Genomic DNA, 18,472 nt, shown 5'->3' on the forward strand with positions numbered 1-18,472 from the left:
AGTCCCTTGCGGCGTAGTTCTTATTTAAGCCGTCCAGGTTTTGGGGTGCAGTTCAAGACAGGGGGCGTAAAGACGAAAGTGACCGTCGGGCGAAACGCCGCCGTTCCCCGATTGGGTGTACTTTTTGAGATCGTCGACTTGTGCCAGGATCACGCGTGCACGACGCGCAAATTCTCTGCCCGCCGGAGACAAAACAGCCTCCCCCGCCGATCGGTCGAGCAAAACAATCTGATACTCAGATTCCAACTTTTTGATTGCCGACGAAACGGCCTGTGGGCTCACGTGAACGGCGCGAGCCGCTTTGCGCACGCCGCCGTAGTTCGCTACCGCTTGAAGGTATTCGAGTTGAGAAAGCTGCATAGGTTACTCCAAAGGCAGCCAAGGCGACAGGCTGTGCGTCCTCAGATGAGGTTCTCGCCCAGGTTCTTGCCGCCGAGGACGTGCATGTGGAAGTGCATGACGGTCTGGCCGGCGTTGACGCCCTTGTTGGAGATGACGCGGAAACCGTCCTCCAAGCCCTTGGCCTTAGCGACCTCCTGGATGGCGTGAGCCATGGCGCCCATGGTCTCGGCCGGTACGTTGTCGGCGATGTCACTGTAGTGTTTCTTGGGAATCACGAGCGTATGGACCGGCGCCTGGGGATTGAGGTCGTCGAAGGCGATGACCTGGTCGTCCTCATAGACAACGGTCGAGGGGATCTCGTGGTTGGCAATTTTGCAGAAGATGCAATCGCACATGGTTGGTTCCTTTCTCACAGACCAAGGCAATTATATTTGGTCGGGATGGTTAGAACGAGAGGTTGTCGTCGGTGTTGGCGGCCTCGCCGTCGGCGAGCACGTCGTTGCCGTCGACATCCTTAAGGAGCACCGAGACCTTCTGCTCGGCATCGGACAGGCGGGTGCGCAGGCTTTTTAGAAGCTCAACGCCGCGGGTATAGCTCTCGAGCGACTCCTCGAGCTCCATATCGCCCGACTCCAAGCTGCGGATGATGAGCTCCAGTTCCTGCGAGGCCTGCTTGTACGTAAGCTGCTCGACCGGGGTCTTCTCTGCCATATCTGTTTCCTTTCCTAAAGGTTTTCGCTATGAAACGCGGACTACTCGACTGTATCGACCGTTGCCGCCACGTTGCCGTCTGCCATGCGCACGCGAATGGCGTCGCCGGGCTTAAAGGTCTTGGCACTCGTAGCCACCCCATCATCGCTGTACGCGATGGAATAGCCACGGGCAAGCACCTTGAGCGGCGACAGGGCATCGAGCGACGCGGCAGCTCGGCCCAGGTCGGACGCGGGCTTGCCGAGCATCGTACGTCCCTGATGCTCCAGACGGGAACTCGCAAGCGTGAGCGCATGGCGTTTGCCATCGAGCCCCGAGGTGCTTGCAACCAGACGCTCGGGCAAGCGTTCAAAGCTGGATCGGAAAGCTCCGACCGAGCGTACTATGGCACCCGACAGGCGATCGGCGGTCAGCGCAAGCTCCGATTCGCGACGCTCGACCATAAATGTGGGGTCGTTGAGGCACGGGCGGCATGCAGCCGCATCGAGCGCATCGCCCAAGCGGGCCGTATAGGTATCCCAGGCACGGCGACCGCGCTGATCGAGCATCTCCAGGTCGACCTGGGCCGACCCAATCATCGATGCCATCGCGGCACCCAGACGCTGATGGCGTGCCTCGAGCACATCGGCCAACTCCGTCATAGCCGGCGCCACCGATTCTGCCGCCGCCGTGGGCGTGGAGGCGCGGCGGTCGCTCACCATGTCGCAAATCGAGGTATCGGGCTCATGGCCGATACCGGTCACCACGGGCACGGGACAGGCAGCCACCGCACGGGCAAGCTCCTCGTCGTTGAAGGTCATGAGGTCCTCAAAGGAGCCGCCGCCGCGCACCAGCAAGATGCAGTCGGGCGCCGGCGTGATTGCGGCGGCACGGCGCAGGCCCTCAATAAGCTCGGCCGGCGCACCCTCGCCTTGAACCTTAGCGCCCACGCAGACGAGCTCGACGAGCGGGTTGCGACGACGCAATGTGCGCTTGACGTCGTCGATTACGGCACCCGAAAGCGAGGTAACGACCGCCACGCGGGAGCAGAACACCGGGATGCGGCGCTTGCGCGCTTCGTCCATCAGGCCCTCGCGGCGTAGCTTTTCGGCCAGTTGCGCCACTTGTTGACGCAGCAGACCCTCGCCCGCCAGCGAAAATGAGCGAGCGACAAAGCTCATGCGGCCCGTGGCCTTATAGAGATTGAAGCTGCCCTTAAAGCTCACCTGCATGCCATCGCGCAAGTCGAAGGTGCGCTTAAGGTAGGCGCCCTTCCAGATAATGCAGTCGACGGCGGCCAAGTCGTCCTTGATCTGGAAGTAGCAGTGACCGCTTCGGGCGTTAGGACCACGAAAACCTGTGACCTCGCCCAGAACGCTCAGCTGCGGAATGGCATCGAGCGCACCGGCGGCGATCTCCACTGCCTGGCTCACGCTGAGCTCCTTGCGCTCCTGATCGTCCGAACCGTCGAACTCGGCGGAAACGGCATTGCCGGTTAGATTCCAGCCTGCCACGCAGCCTCCTTTCGCTATCGAGCACAAGGGCTTCGACCCTGCGCAGATTCAAGTCCAACACATAGTACAGCGCCGCGGGGACAAGAATCTCCGCGGCGCCTGTCAAGCCAATTTGTTATCGGTTGGAGTTTCTGTTGTAGCGGGCCATCAGGTAGAGCAGCTGAATAATCGAGGTGAGCGCCGCCGCCACGTAGGTGAGCGCGGCTGCCGTCAGCACCTTCTTGGCACCGTTGACCTGCTTGGAACTCATGCCCGACTGCTCGATATACGCCACGGCGCGGCGACTGGCATCGATCTCGACAGGCAACGTAACGAGTTGGAACAGCACACTAAACGAGAAGAAGATCAATGCGAGGGTCGTGAGCCCGGCGATGTTCATAAACAGGCCCAAGAGCAACACGATGGTCCAGGTGTTCTGGGTAAAGTTGACGACCGGGACCAGGGCGGTGCGAACCTTCATCATGGCGTAACCGCTCTGACGCTGGGCGGCATGACCCGCCTCGTGGCAGGCCACTGCAACGCTTGCGACCGATCCGCCCGAACGGTTAGCGTCCGAGAGATACAGGTTGTTATCCTGCGGGTTGTAGTGGTCGGTGAGCTCACCGGCAACGCCCTTGATACCCACGGCGTTGCAACCGTTGGCGTCGAGCATGCGGCGAGCGACCGTGGCACCCGTGTCGCCGTCCGAGCGAACCTTGGACCAGGTCTTGTACGTCGAGTTGATATAGCTCTGCGCCGCAAGACCAAGCACCGTACAAACAAGGACAACCAGCAGGTACAGCGGGTCGATGCCAAAGCCGTAACCATAGTAATAGGGCATGCGAATTCCTCCGAATCGAATTACACGTTGGAGGCATTCTACCCACTCAAGCGGCTAGGCTTCCCTACAGGAGCTCAATCTTTCCGTCCTTCACGGTGAGTCCCATATTGCCGGAAAGCAGATCGTCCAGACGCGAACCCACGAGCTCAAAGCGCCAGCCTTCGCGCAGGGGGCTTTGCTCGGGATGCTCAATGTAGTCGGCCAGGTCATCGCGCGAGGCAATGACCGAGGTCGCCACGCCCGAGCGCTCGGCAACCAGGCGGATGAGCGCGTACATGAGATCCGTCACGCTCTCAAGCTCCGGCGAAATCTGGCGATGCCCGCGCACCATGAGCGGCAGGCGATCGTGCGGACAGCTTGCGCCGCGCTTGATGGCCATCAACGCGCCATCCACGTCGCGCTCCCCCAGCTGGTCGGTACCGCGGATGCTACGGAACTCCTCGACACGCACGGGATTGCGCTTAACCAGGGCCAGCAGCGTATCGTCGGACATGACCCACTTGCGCGGGATGTTGCGACGCTCGGCGCGGTCCTCGCGCCAAGCGGCAAGCTCGCGCGCAATGCCCAGCTGATGGCGGCTACACGAGTTGATGCGTTTGACCTTGCGGAATGCCTCATGGCGGTCGGCGCGGTAGTGCGACTCGTCGGCCAAAGGACGCAACTCGTCGAGCACCCAGTCCACGCGGCCCAGCTCACGCAGGCGGCTCATCATCTCGGTATAGGCGACGATTAAGTACTTGACGTCATCGATCGCGTACTCGATCTGCTTATCGCTCAGCGGGCGGCGCGACCAATCGGTCAGCGACTCGGTCTTGGGCAGTGATACGCCGCAGAACGTCTGAACGAGCGCACCATACGAAATCTGCTGGCGCTCGCCCAAAAAGGCGGCGGCAACCTGCGTGTCAAAAATCGGTCGCGGCAGTGCGCCCACGGTATGGAGCATAACTTCCATGTCCTGTGAGCAAGCATGGAATACCTTGACCACGCCCTCGTCGGCCATAAGCTCGGCAAGCGGCGACAGGTCGTCGATCACCAGCGGATCGACCGCTACACTCTCGGCAGGGGTGGCAATCTGAACCAAACACAGACGCGGATGGAACGTGCGCTCGCGCAAAAACTCGGTATCGACGGCAATCGCGTCGAACTCACGGGCGCGCTGGCAAAAGTCGAGTAGAGCCTGATGTGTGGAAATGTACATATCAACCCATCGAATAAGGTTAGGCCCGAAAAACACGGGTAGGATATCGGCATTGCCTTACAACTATACTCGGTTAGTCACAGAACGGGAACGTAAGTATGCGCTGCCTTATCATCCACAACCCGGCATCGGGCCCCAGCTCAGATGAAATCTACGCATTCACGCACGCCCTTGCACAGGGCGGCGACGAAGTCGTGATGCGCTTTATCGGCGATGGCATGGAGCCCGAGGACGCCGTGGCAGACGTTCGCGAGTTCGACCGCGTGGTCGTCTCGGGCGGCGACGGCACCGTCTCCAACGTGCTCGACCAGATGCGCGGCTGCGGCGTCCCCACGCTCGTTTTCCCCTCCGGCACGGCCTGCCTGTTCTTTAACAACATCGGCAATGCCCCCGAGGCAGCGGCGCTTGCCAAGGCATGTCGCGCCGGCCGCACGGTCAAAGTAGACATGGGCGAGCTCTTTTGGCTCGACGAGAACGGCAACGAAAAGCGCCATGGCTTTATCATCATCGCCGGTTCGGGCTTTGACGCCGAGATCATGATGAAGGCCGCCCCCACCAAAAACGACATCGGCGAGATCGCCTACTTCCTCTCCGCTCTCGCCACGCCCAACCCCACGGTGGCGCACTTTACCATTGAGCATGATGGCATTGTTGAGGAGCTCGACGGCATCTGCTGCATGGCGGGCAACACGTCTGTCATCCAAAACGACATCAACCTGTTCCCCAACTGCCGTATGAACGACGGCATGGTCGACATCGTCGTTATTGAGCCCGTGCGCACGGTGCAGTTGCTCCCCACGGTAATCACCGCCGCGCTCGACCCCGCCGGCAAGGTACTCGGGCGCCCGCAGTTCAAGATCATCCAGACCAAGGAAGCCAAGATCACCTGCACCCCGTCGCTGGGCATGCAGTTCGATGGCGAGATTATCTCCAGCAATTCGGGCGTCTTTGGAGCCCGCGCGCTTCCGCAATGCCTCGACCTCATCGTCGACGAATTCTCCCCGCTCGGAAAATAGGAGGACCCTATGAACGACAATCCCCTGCTCGGCTTTATCATCATCGTTTTGGCCATGCTCGTCGGCTATGCGATCAACGTGATCCACCGCCGGAAGAAGTAATTCCACATTGGTATGATATTCATCCAATTATCGTCTCCCCTGCTGTTTATGCATTTGCCAAACAGCAGGGGATTTTCATTTCAGGCATTCCCAGCTACTTTATTCGGCTACAGTAATTACAGGGCGTCTTTATTAAAGTAAAGCTACAAACTGAGTACAATTAACCGCTCGTCGCATATTTCATCACGCTTATCGAGTAAGTGTCTTTCATAGATGAATATTGTTTCCAGTTCGTTACGCTAATGGGGTGTCTTTATTGGCTGAAGCCCTCTGGCGACAGAGGGCTTTCGCACGCTGGGAGGGAAAATGAGGAAAACTCACCCCGTCAACGCGCTCAAGAAGCTAGGCATAGGCCTCGCCTTTGGAGCTGCAACCATCATGTCCATGCCGACATCCGCGCTCGCCTGCACGCAGATATACATGGGCAAAAACTATACGGCCGACGGCAATACGTACTACGGCCGCGCCGAGGACTTTGGCAAGCGCTATCTTAAGCACTACGGCATCGAACCTGCCCACGAACCTGGCTTTAAGTACAGCTCGATTGAATCTGCTTTTGAATACACTTCGAACAAGCCTACCTATCGTTACAGCTATGTACGCGACCACCCCTCCAACTGGATGGGTCGCACCGACGCCTATTCCGAGGCCGGAATCAACGAGAAGGGCGTCTCCTGCTCTGCCACGCTAAGCACTTCCTATAACGAGGAGGCCGATGCAGCAGACCGCATCGATGAGAAAGTGGGTCTGGGCGAGTACAGTTACGGCAGCATCATCCTGGGCGAGAGCGCCACGGCCCGCGAGGGCGTCGAGCTTCTCGGCAGACTGATCGATGATCAAGGCGTCTGCACCAACGACCAGATCATCATCGCCGACAACAACGAGACCTGGCTGTTCGCCACACTTTCCGCCCATCAGTGGATCGCCATGAAGCTCGCTGACGACGTCGCGTCGCTCAACCCTAATATCGGGAGCCTCAACTACGATGTCGACCTTGATGACCCCGAGAACTGCCTACACTCCGAGGGCATCGAGTCCATGCCCGTGGAGAAGGGCTTCGCCAAATACTCCGCTGACGGCAAATTCGATGTCGCCCAAACGTATGGCGAAAGCCTCGCCGATTCCGGCGTAAACCAGTGGTCCCGCTATGTGCAAGGCCGCGATTATTTTGGTAGTCAGCTGACCGAAGGCACAGATTACGACATTATCACAGTAAAGAAGGATGGAAAACCTGACCAAAAGGGAGCCATGGTCAGCGAAATCCAGCCCCTGTTCTTCAGGCCTGGCAAGTCTGGCTGGAGCACCTTTGAGCTGATTCGTGCCTTTGGCAACCGCGGCGAGAACGTCCCTGGCCTCAACGCGAACACTGATGGTGTTTATTGCATCGGCAGCGAGCGCAACACCGAGATCAACCTCTTCCAGATTCGTCGCGGGTATGACCCCGAAGTCGCTACCATCCAGTGGGAAATGCTCTCCCGCGCCGCGTACTCCGTCGCCATCCCGTTGTACTCCGCTCTGATAACTGAGGTCAGCCCGTACTTCAGCGATCAGACCGTCTCCTTCGATCACTGCAACCAGACTGACGTCGTGTACAACGAGGAGCCCGAGAACTCAATCAACTACGTCCTCATGGACATCAGCTCGCTCTGCTTCGAGAACCCTGACACCCTTGGTGTCAGCGTCCGTGCCTACCTCGATGCGCTCCAGAACGAGCTTATCGAGCAGAACAAGGAAGTTGACGCCGCCATGCTGGCCGAGACGACCACCGAGGGCCGCACCGCCCTGGCCAACAAGGCCGGCAAGGCTGCTACCGAGAACACCTACAAGAAGTGCAAGGCACTGCTCCAGGAGATGCGCGCCTATCAGAAGGCCGAAAACTTCGACCAGCCCTTTACCCCAAGCGACCTGAACACCGAGACCAACGGCCTCAAGGTGTCCATCACCTACGCCAAGGATGCTCTTGCCACCGATCCGGTCACCCCGGATCAGCCCGGCACTCCTGAGCAGCCTGGCACTCCCGAGCAGCCCGCTAAGCCCGAGCAGCCCGCTAAGCCCGAGCAGCCGGCCGCCAAGCCTGAGAAGCCTGGCAAGTCCGACACCACGACCACGGTAACCACTAACAAGACGAACACCAAGGGCGGCCTGCCCACCACTGGCGATCGTTTTGATGGCCGCATGGTGGCCGCATTCGCCATCGCTGGCGTTGCCGTCATCTCCGCGGGCGGTTACTTCCTCTACCGTCGCAATAAGGAGTAACGTCCTAGCTGTGCGGGCGAGGCAGCAATGGCAGCCTCGCCCGCTCAGCCCGCTCTTTTGACCGGCGGGAAACCCGCCTGAAATCTTTTCAAAAAAGATTTCCCCGCACACACTTTGCTGTGTTATAGTGCAGCGCAACAGCAACTAGGTGCGACCGCGCCATGGCATCACGAAAGGAGCCACCGACATGAAGAACACGATGAAGTCTCTTAACAACTGGTGGTGGCGTGATGCGAATACGATCGGTCGACAGTGAGTCCCTCACGCCTGTTTTTGCGCTCTAGGTGATTGGAAGGCCTCCGGTTTCGACCGGGGGCCTTTTTCTATCTCGAGCCCGATCGCATTCGCATCACGCGCCTCCGCTTTTCTCTTGCACTCCCATTCCAAAAGGATTTTCACCATGTCTCAGAACACCACCGCCACCCAGCCCCGCACCGTCCAGACCGCCGACCGTGGCAAACTCGATGTCCGCGCCCTCGTCCTGCTTGCCATCCTGCTCGCCGCCGGCTTCATCCTCAACTTCACCGTCGGCAAGGCCATCTCGGGCATCTCGGGCGGCATGATCAGCCCCGAGTTCATCATCTCGGCCTTCTGCCTCACCATCCTGGTTGTTCGCCCCAACATCGGCCAGGCGCTCGTCATCGGCCTCATCTCGGCTGCCGTGATCCAGATCACCACCACTTCGCCGTTCGTCGATTTTGCCGCCGAGGGCATCGCCACCATGCTCATGGCCGGCATCGTCAACGCCGCCGGCAAGAACGGTCAAATCAAGCCCGCCATCGCCATTGTCGCAACCTTCCTGACCACATTTGCCTCCGGCGTCATCTTCATGGTCATCAAGATGGCCATGCTCGGCGTGGTAGGCGAGCTCGCCGCCGCCATGCTGCCCGTCGTTGCCATGACCGCCGTCTTTAACGCCATTCTGGTCGGCGCCCTCTACCTGCCCATCCAGAAGGCCCTTAGGCTCAACTAACCCGCTCGGCTTTACGAGCCACCCCATCTTGGCGTTAATTCGTCGCTCGCGTACTCAAGTACGCTTCGCTCCTCTTTCGCGCCAACCTGGGGCCCCTCGTAAAGCCGTCTCCGTGCTTCACCACCAAAGACTGTCCCAAACAACGAGCTTTTGGGGACGTTCTTAAAAGACTGGTCATTTAAGAACGTCCCCAATGACTATGAAAGGTATCCATGGAAACGATCATCAACGTCGACGATGTCTCGTTCTCCTATGGCACGCAGACCGAGCAGACGCTCAGCCACATTTCGCTCAGCGTGAACAAGGGAGATTTCATCGGCATCATCGGGCCCTCGGGCGCCGGCAAGTCCACGCTTGCCGCCTGCCTGTCAGGTGCCGTGCCCCACCACTACACCGGCACGTTCTTTGGGTCCGTCATGGTTGACGGCCACGACACCTGCGAGGTCTCGCTGACCGACGTGTCGCAAATCGTCGGCAGCGTGCTGCAGGATATCGACACGCAGATGGTCGCTTCGATCGTCGAGGACGAGATGCTCTTTGGCCTCGAGAACTTTGGCGTTCCCCACGACAAGATCGAGCAGCGCTTGAGCGAAACGCTCGAGACCGTCGGCATCAGCGACCTGCGTGACCGCGAGATCGCCACCCTCTCGGGCGGACAGAAGCAAAAGGTGGCCATCGCCGCCATCCTCGCCATGCGTCCGCGCGTCTTGGTTCTCGACGAGCCCACCGCGGCACTCGACCCCGCCAGCTCCACGCTGGTCTTCGAGACGCTGCGTGAGGCAAACCGCACACTTGGAATCACCATCGTCGTCGTTGAGCAAAAGGTCGCCCTGCTCTCGGAGTACTGCAACCGCGTGCTCGTGCTCAACCATGGCGAAATCGCGCTACAGGGCGAGCCGCACGAGGTCTTTGCGCACACCGACGAGCTCCGCGCCATCGGCGTCGACTGCCCCCGCGTCACACGCATCTTTAACAGCCTTGAGGCCGATGGTCTGGCAAGCGGCACCCCTTGCTTAGATGTCGATGAGGCCGAGCGCCTGATTTCGGGCATCGTCGACCCCGCACATGCTGCCAGCGACGCCCAAGCGCCCGCAGGCTCCCCGCATGCCCCATCGTTGCGTCCGCACGCCAAGGACGCCGAGCCCGTGCTCACCTTCGATCACGTTGAGTTTGCCTATCCCAATGGCGGCGCCGCCGTACACGACCTTAACCTGACGCTCTACCCCGGCGAGCTCGTGGGCATCGTCGGCCAAAACGGCGCCGGCAAGACTACGCTCACCAAGTTGCTCACGGGCCTGCTTAAGCCTGCCTCGGGCAGCGTGCGCGTTACGGGCCTGGACACCGCTGCGGTCCCCACGAGCCGCATCGCCCGCGAGGTCGCAACGCTCTTCCAAAACCCCGACCGCCAGATCTGCAAGGATACCGTGCTCGACGAGGTCGCTTTTGGCCTGGAGCTTGCCGGCATCGACCGCGCCGAGGCCCTGCGTCGTGCCCAGCTCGTCATCGACCGCTTTGGCCTGCCCGCCGACGAGGCGCCTTTCTCGCTTTCGCGCGGCCAGCGACAAATGGTGGCGCTCGCCTCCGTCGTAGTGGTTGAGCCCAAGATCGTAGTGCTCGACGAGCCCACGAGCGGCCTTGACTACCGCGAGTGCATGACCGTCATGGAAACGGTGCGCACCATGGCAGAGCGCGGCTGCGCCGTGATCATGGTCTGCCACGATATGGAAGTCGTTTCCGACTTTGCCGAGCGCATCGTTGTGATGGCCGACGGCCGTATCCTCGACCGCGGACGCACACACGAGCTGTTCTCGAATATTAAGCTCATGCAGCGTGCCTACGTGGAGCCGCCCCAGGTCATTGAACTCTCGCGCCGCTTGGCATCCTCCGTCTCCCCCGCTTTTGCGCAGGTGAGCGAGGTTACCGATATCGTTCGCATTACCAAGGAGATGGTCCGTCGTGGTTAACGTCATCGACTATATGCCGGGCGACACGCTGTTGCATCGCCTGAACCCCGTCGTCAAGCTGGGCCTCGCCGCCGCCATCATCATCGGCATCTTTTTGTCCGACACCTATGTGGCGCTGTTAGGCTTTTTGGCACTCACCCTTGCGCTGGGCGCCTACGCCGGCGTCGTCAATCGCCTGTTCTCGCTGCTCAAGCTGCTGATTCCGCTCGCGCTCATCATGCTGGTGCTGCAGTTGGCATTTATGCGCGACGGCAATGTGGTGTGGGGCTTTATCACCGACACGGGCCTTATCACTGGATCGAAGGCCTGCCTCCGCCTGCTGGGCGTAGCGTTGCCACTCATCCTCATGCTCATGGTGACCAAGCTCAACGACCTTGCCAACGCCTGCGTCGAGGTACTGCACGTACCGTATCGCTACGCCTTCACCTTTACCACGGCACTGCGTTTTGTGCCGGTGTTTGGCCAAGAGATGAATGCCATCATGGAGGCGCAGACCGCGCGCGGCGTCGAGTACGACACCAAGAACCCCATCAAGAAGCTCAAACTCATGCTGCCGTTGTGCGTGCCGCTGCTTATCTCGAGCGTGGGCAAGACCGACGCCACCGCGCTTGCCGCCGAGCAGCGCGGCTTTTATCTGCGCACGCGCGCCAGCTCGTACAAGCGCTATCCCATCAAGGGTCTGGATGTCGCCGTGATCGCCATCAGCGCCGCCCTCATTGTCCTCGGTTTCCTGTTCTAGCTCATCGTCAGCACCAACCGCCTAATGCAAAAGGCCTCGGCTCGACCAAACGAGCCGAGGCCTTTACTGTTTCCCCAGATAAAACCTACCAAAATAAACCTGTCCCTTTTTGGTAGGCATGGGGCTAGAGGCGGTAGGGAGCGCCGCTGCGAATGATGGATTCACGCACCAAGACGTCCATGGCGTCGAGGGTAATCTCGGGCATCTCGCGGTACTTCTGCAACACTGAGAGCTCCGTGCAAGCCAAAATGACGCGATCGCAGCCGCTGCGGGCGAACTCCCACATCACGCGGTCGAACTTGTCCATATCGGGCTCGCGTCCGGCCTTCACGTCATCATAGATCAGCGACATCACATCGGCCTGACGCTTCTCGCTGGGGTAGACAACCTCGACGCCCACAGCCTCGCATTCGCGCCCATAGACGCCCGCACCCACGGTTCCGTCGGTGCCCATGATGCCGATCTTGCGCACCGGCTCTACCGGCATGCTCAGGTTGGGATCGAACTCGCACTCCCCCATCACCGCACCGGCCAGAGCATAGCGCACCGACTCGCGCGGCATGTGGATAATCGGCACCGTCGTAAACGACTGGATCTGGTCGTAGAAGTAGTGTGACGTGTTGCAGGGAATGGCGATGTGCGTACAGCCCAGCGACTCAAGTGCCTGGGCGCACTCCTTCATGGTCGCCAGCAGCTCGGCATGCTCACCGGTCTTGATGGCCAGCGTGCGGTCGGGCATGGTCGACTTGGAAAGCACCACCATGTCGATATGTTCCTGGTCGCACGTAGCGGCCGTATGGCGCACCACCTGGTCGTAGTAATACGACGTGGCCTCGGCGCCCATGCCGCCGATAACTCCCAGCTTTTCCATCGCCGCCTCCTTGGTGACGCTTGCGCAATTGCGCGTATCATACCCGCGCCCGCCCGATGTAAACCGGACGGGCGCCGCACTCGTCTACTTGTAATACGTCTTGAACAGCTTAAAGTGACGCAGCTTGGTGTGCCACATGCGCAGCCAGCGGTTAAAGACAAAGTCGCCCTTCATAAACGAAGGGTCGGCCCCCTTGCCCTCCCTATCCAGGCGATGCACCTTAGCGCGCAGCTCGGGATCCTTGACGTACTTGTCGACGACACCCATGGGGACGACCATCCACAGCGCCTCGTCCTGCGCCGTCACAAACTCCGGCTCAAACGGGCGGTTGAACACATACTCGTCTACCACGTACTTGGCAACGTTAAAGCCGCTGTTGGTGACATAGTAGTTGCTGCGGCCCTGACGGGTATTGAAGTCGAAGAACTTAAACGAGCCATCGCGCTCGTCATACTTCACGTCAAAGTTGGAATAGCCCACAAAGTGAAGGTCCTCGAGCAGCTTGCGCACGCCACCCATAAGCTCGTCATTGGGCTCGGTGATGATACAGGCATGGTTGCCAACGCCATGGGGCTGATGCTCCTCGAGCAGCACGTGGCCCAGGCACATCATGCGTACCTTACCGTTGCGATCGGAATAGCTGGTGAGCACGCGCATGTACTCGTCGTTGCCGGGCACGCGGTCCTGCAAGATCAGGTCGTCGGTGTAGCCGCTGGCATAGGAGTCACGGATAACCTGCTCCAGCTCGGCGCGATCGGCAATCTCATAAGCCTTCTTCTGGCCCTCGAACTCATGCTGCCACCACATGATGCCGTCGGACGGCTTCAGGATCATCGGGAACGGGAAGTCGATCTGGTCGAGCACTTCGGCCGGCGCCTCGCCTTGCGCATTGAGCATCTGCGCAGTAAAGGTAAAGGTGTGCGGATACGGCACGCCATGCTTCTCGCACAGCTCGTAGAAGATCTCCTTCTTCTGGCACTGCTCGAGCATGCTGTAGGGTGCATAGGGCGCAACGATGTTATCCGCCAGCTCATCGGCATCCTTTGCCTGGGCCACCAGGGCAACATAGTTATCGCCGCAGCCCATCAGGACGATCGTCTTATCGGCATGCGCCTGGGCAATGCCGTTGACGGTCTCGAGCATCACGGGCATGGTATCGATGTCGACATTGGGCGTGTAGTCGATAATCTGGCTTCGATACGCAGGGCCCGTCTGATACTTGCCAAAGACCAGACTCTTGACCTGATACTCTTCGTAGAAGGCGCGCGCCACCGAATAGGCGTTGATGTCGCCACCGAGCAGCACGGGAATGAACTCGCGCTCTGTAAACTGCAATGCCATGGAAACTTCCTATCATGAACTGCCCGCACAACGGGCGGTCTTAGTGCAACCGATTCATTCTAGCGTGCCAAACCGCCAGCACCCAAAGTTCCACCGTATCTATGGCAATCGGAGAATCAGACTCGAGCAAAGACGGCGCTCACCGCTGTACGACAACGGGCAATGAACCTACCGTTGTTGTAGGATTCAACATATTGTCAATCTCATAAGCGAAAGGCGCACACGTGCCCCAAGAACATCTGACCGACAACCCCATCCTTGACGCCGCAAAACGCGAGCTGGCGGAACGTTCTCAGACGATCGCTCCCCTACGCACCGCCAGCAACGCCTACGAAGCACCCGCCCGCATCGTTTCGATTAACACGTCGGCGCACAAAGGCACACGCAAGTCACCCGTCTCCGATGGGCACGACACCGTCATTGAGCAGTTTGGCCTCGCTTCCGATGCACACGCCGGGCACTGGCACCGCCAAGTCTCGTTTTTGGCCGCAGAATCAATCCAGACTGCCCAGCATCGCGGGCTCGATGTGCACGAAGGCGACTTTGGGGAGAACTTCACCACACAAGGTATCAACCTGCTTTCGCTCCCCCTGGGCACACAGCTCAAGATCGGCAACGACGTTCTGGTCGAGATCAGCCAGATCGGCAAAGTCTGCCACACCCGCTGCGCTATCTACCATCTCGCCGGCGACTGCATCTTTCCCCACGAGGGCATTTTCGGTGTGGTGCTTCGAGGCGGAGAGGTGCATGTCGGAGACGATATCCAGACAGTCAAGCTCGGCAACGGCGCATGTTCTTTCACCCCAGCCGAGGCGCTCGAAGAAATTGAGCAGGCTCGCCGCGAGGAAACCCTATAGGTGCAAAACCCCATGTTGGAGTAGCCCTTAAGGCGTGAATCTGCGATCAGACCGAGTTCCGTAACGTTAAAGTTGAACTCTATGGTTTCTCAACAATTCACTATAACTGCAGGTCAAAGCCAAAGCCTCAAGTTTAACTTGACCCTTTGGAACCTTTAAGGTTCAAGTTGAGGTCGAAAGCAGTAGTAGAATACCGTTCGAACCATAACCTACGATTGATTGCAGAGGGATTGGATGCAGCATTCGAATCATCGCGTCGCAGCGCTCATCGCGTCGAAGCCAGCTCGTATCATCACGAGCGCCGCACTCGCTGTCGCACTGACTGCCACGCCGATGCTCTCCCCCGTTGCGGCATATGCCGCCTCGCAGGCAACGCAGGATCAGCTTTCCGCCGCGCAGCAAAAAATCGAAGCCGCCACGAGCGCCTACAACGATGCCCGCACCAAACTCGACGACCTGCAAAAGCAGATCGACTCCGATGAGGCGAGCATCGAGGAAATCGAGGCCAAGCTTCCCGAGCAGCAGGCCAAGGCAAGCTCCGCCATGCGCGATCTGTACAAGTACCAGAAGGGCACCAATCCCATCGTGAGCTTCCTGGTCAACGCGCAGAGCCTGGGTGAGTTCATCACCACCTGCAAATACACCAACCAGATCACGAGCTCGAGCGTCGATGAGATCGAAGAGCTCAACAACATGCAAACCGAACTCGAGCAGAACAAGGCCGAGCTCCAGCAGGCCAAGTCCCAGCTTGAGGCAGAACAGAAAAACGCCGAGGATTCGCTGGCGCAGGCCCAGCAGCTCCGCAGCGAGGCGCAGGCAAAAGCCGAGCAGGAAAATGCCGCCGAGCTCGCCAAGCTTGAGGCCGATAAGGCCGCTGCCGCCGAGAAGCTCTCGGGCGAGGGCGTAAGCGGCAGCAATTCCAGCAGTCAGGCCACCAACACCAACACCACCATCGACACCACGGTGAACAACGCCAATACCGGTAATTCCGATTACGATTCGTTCATTAATGAGTGGACGAGCCGCATCGATAATTATCTTGCCGGGTCCCCCATGGCAGGCCAGGGCTATAACTTTGCCGTCGCCGCTTGGAATACCGGTGTCGACCCCCGTTGGTCCCCCGCCATCGCCTGCATCGAGAGCACCAAGGGCACTTATTGCGCTAATTCCTACAACGCCTGGGGCTGGAGCGCTCGTGGCGGCGGTTGGCGCAGCTTTGGCAGCTGGAGCGAGGGCATCTCCGCTCATGTTGCCTATCTGGGCGCCAACTACGGCTCCACCCTTACCCCTGCAGCGGCCAAAAAGTACTGCCCGCCCACATGGCAGGACTGGTACAACAAGGTCGCCGCTCAGATGAACCGCATCTAAGCGCAACTGTAAAGGGCCCCGACGGGCCCTTTTCTTTTAGGCAGTGGAGGTGTCAACGACACCGGTCGCATTGGCAACCGCAACTATGACGATCATGCATAGGAGCAGCACGCCCAATGCCTTGAGCCAGAGCTTCGCGAGCTTCTTGCCGCGATAGCTGTCGAGCAGCGCGAATCGCCGACGAAGGCGACGCTTGTCGAGCAGCGCAAAATGCATAAGCACCATAAGGCCATCGACAAAGAAAAAGTACTCGATTATAAGAAGCCAGGTCGGATAGCTTTGGTTTGCTCCGGTGGGGTGAAAGACGGCAAAGTGGCTTCCGGCAAAGAATACAAGCAGCGAGAGGCAGACAAGCGTATTCCAAATGCGCCCCAGAGGCTCCGGAATGCGAGAAAGCAGGCCGGGCATAGCAGGGGTGGCAAGCTTAGGAAGGTCTGTGGAACCCCGGGGCTCTTGAGACGTTAATACCGTCTCTGACGCCGGGGCACAGTCAGGCACAGGCACAGGCGCAGGCGCAGGAGGCCGCACAGGGCAACTCAGGTCGTATGCCGCGCGCGTCGCCCGTCCCAATGCCCCCGCGCTCGCAAAACGCTTGGCCGGGTCGAGAGCCATCGCCATGCAAATGACATCGGTCAGGGAAGCGGGAATGCCGCGCATCTCGCATTGTTCGCGCATGTCGATCCCCGGTTTTGGATCGACTCCTGTCAAGCAGAAGAACAGCAGGGCGCCCAGCGCATACACATCACTTCGCACACTCGTCTGCCCAAACCCATACTGCTCGGGCGGCGCGTAGGGCCGTGTGCCAAACTTGGCGGTATCGGCATCGGCGCCTTCGCGCCAAGCGCGCGCGATTCCCAGGTCAATAATCACCAGCGACGAGAAGGTCATGCCGGCATCGGCGGCATATCTCACGCCCGACACGATGATGTTCGAAGGTTTAAGGTCGCGATGGATAATCGGAGCCGGCGCTTTCCCCACCTCGCCAAATCCAGCATGGAGCTCTGCCACCGCATCACACAGGGCCGGAAACAACCCGCGCGCATAATCGGGGGTCGCACCCAAACGTCCCACCAAGGCCTCGAGCGTCTCGCCTTCAATGTATTCCATCACCACGTCAAGCTCGTCGCCCGCACGGCGGCAATCGACAATCCGGGGCAGGTGCTCAAAACGCCGTCCGGCACGCTGGGCCGCAAACAGGCGCTCATATGCCCCGCCAATCTGGGCCGAAGCATCGATGCGTTTGCGGACAAAGGGGCCGAGCGACCCTCCACCAGAACCCTCAAAGCACACGAGTTCGGTTGTCTCAACGTCCGAGCGCTTTAGCACGCGTTCCACGCGATAGCTGTCATCGCGGTCAAACGACGCCAGGTGCTCGGCGAGCGCGGCAGTCAGCTCATCATCGGAATATGTTGGGTTCTGAGTATCCATAGCGTCCATCATAGCGCAGGGCACAGACGCCCTGTAGCACCCGTGCCCTGCACGTTTGAAATATAGCGGACGGCCCTGCCACCAACAGTCAGCCGTTAACTCACCGTCTCCTCGCCAAAGCGATACAGCTCCTCATTGACCTTTTGCAGGCTGCAGCCACGATCGATGCAGAAGATGATAATCGCATCACGACGGTCCTTGCAGTTGAGGACGTTTGCCCCGGCAGCCGTAAGTGCGCGGTTGGTCTCCTTCATCGATAACGCCATCGCGAATGCAATCTGCAGCACTTTATTTCGACTCGGGTGGCGCGCGCCCGTAAAAATCTGATAGCCAAACGTTTCGTTGAGGTCGGCCATACGCACCACGCGCGAACGCTCCAAGCCCTTTTCCTGCAGCAGTTGCTTAAGGTAGTCCGAAAGCGACGGGGCGGCAAAGTCGTGCTCCCTGATATAGCCGTCGATACTCGGCGCATCGAGCAACTCATTGAGCAGTTCCTCCGTCAACTTCTTATCGGGCATACGGCTTCACCCCCTATGCGACGCAACGGCAGCGACATACTAGGCCAACACCCAGCTTGCGGTGGCAGACTTATCAAACATGTTGGCAAAGTACAAAGCCTTTTTGATGTCGCCGTCAAAATAGATATTGCCCGCAACAGTACCGCCGGCTGCAAGGGTGCCCGACTGCAGCTCTTCAGAGCCTTCGCTGTAGTAGCCCTGATTCTGCTGAGCACCGTTGGCGTCCTCGCCCTTCCAGTCGTAGACATTGTAATCCGCGCCCTCATCGCCGTTGTTGACGTACGTGACGTGAATGCCCGTCATAGTCGAGCCGTCATAATTGGTAAGACCTGTCTGGACGGAATCGACGACAACGGAAAGGCCGGCGGCCGTGGTCACGGTTGTGCCAACAGCCAGGTCAGTCGTGGGCTGCTCTTCTTTTAATATGAGAAAGCCATTGTCAATAGGCATGTTCGTTTGAGCCCGGTTTAAATCC

At 59.4% G+C, this 18,472-nt stretch carries 18 protein-coding genes; 7 read left to right on the forward strand and 11 right to left on the reverse strand.

Annotation, left to right across the window (positions count from 1 at the left end):
* Positions 1-24: 24 nt before the first annotated feature.
* From FGQ61_RS08850 to rnd, 6 genes are all read right to left on the reverse strand, one after another.
* A complete protein-coding gene (locus FGQ61_RS08850) occupies positions 25-360 on the reverse strand; it encodes a LysR family transcriptional regulator (RefSeq protein WP_138375270.1) in 336 nt (111 codons plus the stop codon).
* Positions 361-401: 41 nt separating this feature from the next.
* Entirely contained in the window at positions 402-737 is a 336-nt protein-coding gene (locus FGQ61_RS08855) for a histidine triad nucleotide-binding protein (RefSeq protein WP_035137921.1), read from the reverse strand.
* 49 nt (positions 738-786) lie between these two features.
* Positions 787-1,053 (reverse strand): exodeoxyribonuclease VII small subunit, encoded by a 267-nt coding sequence (xseB, locus tag FGQ61_RS08860; protein ID WP_006234311.1) that lies wholly within the window; start codon positions 1,051-1,053, stop codon positions 787-789.
* A gap of 41 nt (positions 1,054-1,094) precedes the next feature.
* Complete coding sequence (xseA, locus tag FGQ61_RS08865; protein ID WP_324248788.1) at positions 1,095-2,546, reverse strand: exodeoxyribonuclease VII large subunit; 1,452 nt, start codon at positions 2,544-2,546, stop codon at positions 1,095-1,097.
* A gap of 115 nt (positions 2,547-2,661) precedes the next feature.
* Positions 2,662-3,366, reverse strand: coding sequence for a zinc metallopeptidase (locus tag FGQ61_RS08870; protein WP_118081779.1), 705 nt, complete (start codon positions 3,364-3,366; stop codon positions 2,662-2,664).
* 64 nt (positions 3,367-3,430) lie between these two features.
* Positions 3,431-4,564, reverse strand: a complete 1,134-nt coding sequence (gene rnd / locus FGQ61_RS08875; RefSeq protein WP_138375271.1) for a ribonuclease D — start codon at positions 4,562-4,564, stop codon at positions 3,431-3,433.
* Positions 4,565-4,662: 98 nt separating this feature from the next.
* On the opposite strand from rnd, the gene FGQ61_RS08880 reads away from it, so the two are divergent.
* The 5 genes from FGQ61_RS08880 (at position 4,663) to FGQ61_RS08900 (ending at position 11,614) form a co-directional block, all read left to right on the forward strand.
* The gene (locus FGQ61_RS08880; RefSeq protein ID WP_138375272.1) at positions 4,663-5,580 is read left to right on the forward strand and encodes a diacylglycerol/lipid kinase family protein; all 918 of its coding nucleotides are present in this window, start codon (positions 4,663-4,665) and stop codon (positions 5,578-5,580) included.
* Between the two features lie 408 nt (positions 5,581-5,988).
* Positions 5,989-7,938 carry a C69 family dipeptidase gene (locus FGQ61_RS08885; RefSeq protein ID WP_138375273.1) on the forward strand — a complete coding sequence of 650 codons (1,950 nt, stop codon included), beginning with the start codon at positions 5,989-5,991 and terminating at the stop codon, positions 7,936-7,938.
* A 400-nt stretch (positions 7,939-8,338) separates the two neighbouring features.
* Positions 8,339-8,911 carry a hypothetical protein gene (locus tag FGQ61_RS08890; protein WP_138375274.1) on the forward strand — a complete coding sequence of 191 codons (573 nt, stop codon included), beginning with the start codon at positions 8,339-8,341 and terminating at the stop codon, positions 8,909-8,911.
* Between the two features lie 212 nt (positions 8,912-9,123).
* Entirely contained in the window at positions 9,124-10,875 is a 1,752-nt protein-coding gene (locus FGQ61_RS08895; RefSeq protein WP_138375275.1) for an ABC transporter ATP-binding protein, read from the forward strand.
* On the forward strand, positions 10,868-11,614 hold the full coding sequence (locus FGQ61_RS08900; RefSeq protein ID WP_138375276.1) for an energy-coupling factor transporter transmembrane component T family protein: 747 nt from the start codon (positions 10,868-10,870) through the stop codon (positions 11,612-11,614). Before FGQ61_RS08895 ends, FGQ61_RS08900 begins: the two co-directional genes overlap by 8 nt.
* A gap of 124 nt (positions 11,615-11,738) precedes the next feature.
* Here FGQ61_RS08900 and FGQ61_RS08905 read toward each other — a convergent pair whose 3' ends face one another.
* Together FGQ61_RS08905 and FGQ61_RS08910 are read right to left on the reverse strand one after the other, a co-directional pair.
* A complete protein-coding gene (locus FGQ61_RS08905; protein WP_138375277.1) occupies positions 11,739-12,485 on the reverse strand; it encodes an aspartate/glutamate racemase family protein in 747 nt (248 codons plus the stop codon).
* An 84-nt stretch (positions 12,486-12,569) separates the two neighbouring features.
* Positions 12,570-13,826 (reverse strand): carboxylate--amine ligase, encoded by a 1,257-nt coding sequence (locus FGQ61_RS08910; RefSeq protein ID WP_138375278.1) that lies wholly within the window; start codon positions 13,824-13,826, stop codon positions 12,570-12,572.
* Positions 13,827-14,050: 224 nt separating this feature from the next.
* Between FGQ61_RS08910 and FGQ61_RS08915 the strand changes: the two genes are divergently transcribed.
* Together FGQ61_RS08915 and FGQ61_RS08920 are read left to right on the forward strand one after the other, a co-directional pair.
* Entirely contained in the window at positions 14,051-14,683 is a 633-nt protein-coding gene (locus FGQ61_RS08915) for an MOSC domain-containing protein (protein WP_138375279.1), read from the forward strand.
* 234 nt (positions 14,684-14,917) lie between these two features.
* Complete coding sequence (locus FGQ61_RS08920; RefSeq protein WP_138375280.1) at positions 14,918-16,051, forward strand: coiled-coil domain-containing protein; 1,134 nt, start codon at positions 14,918-14,920, stop codon at positions 16,049-16,051.
* A 36-nt stretch (positions 16,052-16,087) separates the two neighbouring features.
* On the opposite strand, the gene FGQ61_RS08925 is transcribed toward FGQ61_RS08920, so the two are convergent.
* The 3 genes from FGQ61_RS08925 to FGQ61_RS08935 form a co-directional block, all read right to left on the reverse strand.
* Entirely contained in the window at positions 16,088-17,479 is a 1,392-nt protein-coding gene (locus FGQ61_RS08925) for a serine/threonine protein kinase (RefSeq protein ID WP_138375281.1), read from the reverse strand.
* Positions 17,480-17,574: 95 nt separating this feature from the next.
* Positions 17,575-17,997: an XRE family transcriptional regulator gene (locus FGQ61_RS08930; RefSeq protein WP_138375282.1), complete on the reverse strand. Its 423-nt coding sequence runs from the start codon at positions 17,995-17,997 to the stop codon at positions 17,575-17,577.
* A gap of 39 nt (positions 17,998-18,036) precedes the next feature.
* Positions 18,037-18,472 (reverse strand): DUF4352 domain-containing protein (locus FGQ61_RS08935; RefSeq protein WP_138375283.1); only part of this gene is annotated, 436 nt, incomplete at its 5' end.

The sequence above is a fragment of the Collinsella aerofaciens genome (assembly GCF_005844325.1).
Classification (GTDB): domain Bacteria; phylum Actinomycetota; class Coriobacteriia; order Coriobacteriales; family Coriobacteriaceae; genus Collinsella; species Collinsella aerofaciens_G.

Bases quoted from the DNA above. Each gene is read 5' to 3' on its own strand.
- FGQ61_RS08850 (WP_138375270.1), bottom strand. From the start codon at position 360: ATGCAGCTTTCTCAACTCGAATACCTTCAAGCGGTAGCGAACTACGGC.
- FGQ61_RS08855 (WP_035137921.1), bottom strand. From the start codon at position 737: ATGTGCGATTGCATCTTCTGCAAAATTGCCAACCACGAGATCCCCTCG.
- xseB (WP_006234311.1), bottom strand. From the start codon at position 1,053: ATGGCAGAGAAGACCCCGGTCGAGCAGCTTACGTACAAGCAGGCCTCG.
- FGQ61_RS08870 (WP_118081779.1), bottom strand. From the start codon at position 3,366: ATGCCCTATTACTATGGTTACGGCTTTGGCATCGACCCGCTGTACCTG.
- rnd (WP_138375271.1), bottom strand. From the start codon at position 4,564: ATGTACATTTCCACACATCAGGCTCTACTCGACTTTTGCCAGCGCGCC.
- FGQ61_RS08880 (WP_138375272.1), top strand. From the start codon at position 4,663: ATGCGCTGCCTTATCATCCACAACCCGGCATCGGGCCCCAGCTCAGAT.
- FGQ61_RS08885 (WP_138375273.1), top strand. From the start codon at position 5,989: ATGAGGAAAACTCACCCCGTCAACGCGCTCAAGAAGCTAGGCATAGGC.
- FGQ61_RS08890 (WP_138375274.1), top strand. From the start codon at position 8,339: ATGTCTCAGAACACCACCGCCACCCAGCCCCGCACCGTCCAGACCGCC.
- FGQ61_RS08895 (WP_138375275.1), top strand. From the start codon at position 9,124: ATGGAAACGATCATCAACGTCGACGATGTCTCGTTCTCCTATGGCACG.
- FGQ61_RS08905 (WP_138375277.1), bottom strand. From the start codon at position 12,485: ATGGAAAAGCTGGGAGTTATCGGCGGCATGGGCGCCGAGGCCACGTCG.
- FGQ61_RS08910 (WP_138375278.1), bottom strand. From the start codon at position 13,826: ATGGCATTGCAGTTTACAGAGCGCGAGTTCATTCCCGTGCTGCTCGGT.
- FGQ61_RS08920 (WP_138375280.1), top strand. From the start codon at position 14,918: ATGCAGCATTCGAATCATCGCGTCGCAGCGCTCATCGCGTCGAAGCCA.
- FGQ61_RS08925 (WP_138375281.1), bottom strand. From the start codon at position 17,479: ATGGATACTCAGAACCCAACATATTCCGATGATGAGCTGACTGCCGCG.
- FGQ61_RS08930 (WP_138375282.1), bottom strand. From the start codon at position 17,997: ATGCCCGATAAGAAGTTGACGGAGGAACTGCTCAATGAGTTGCTCGAT.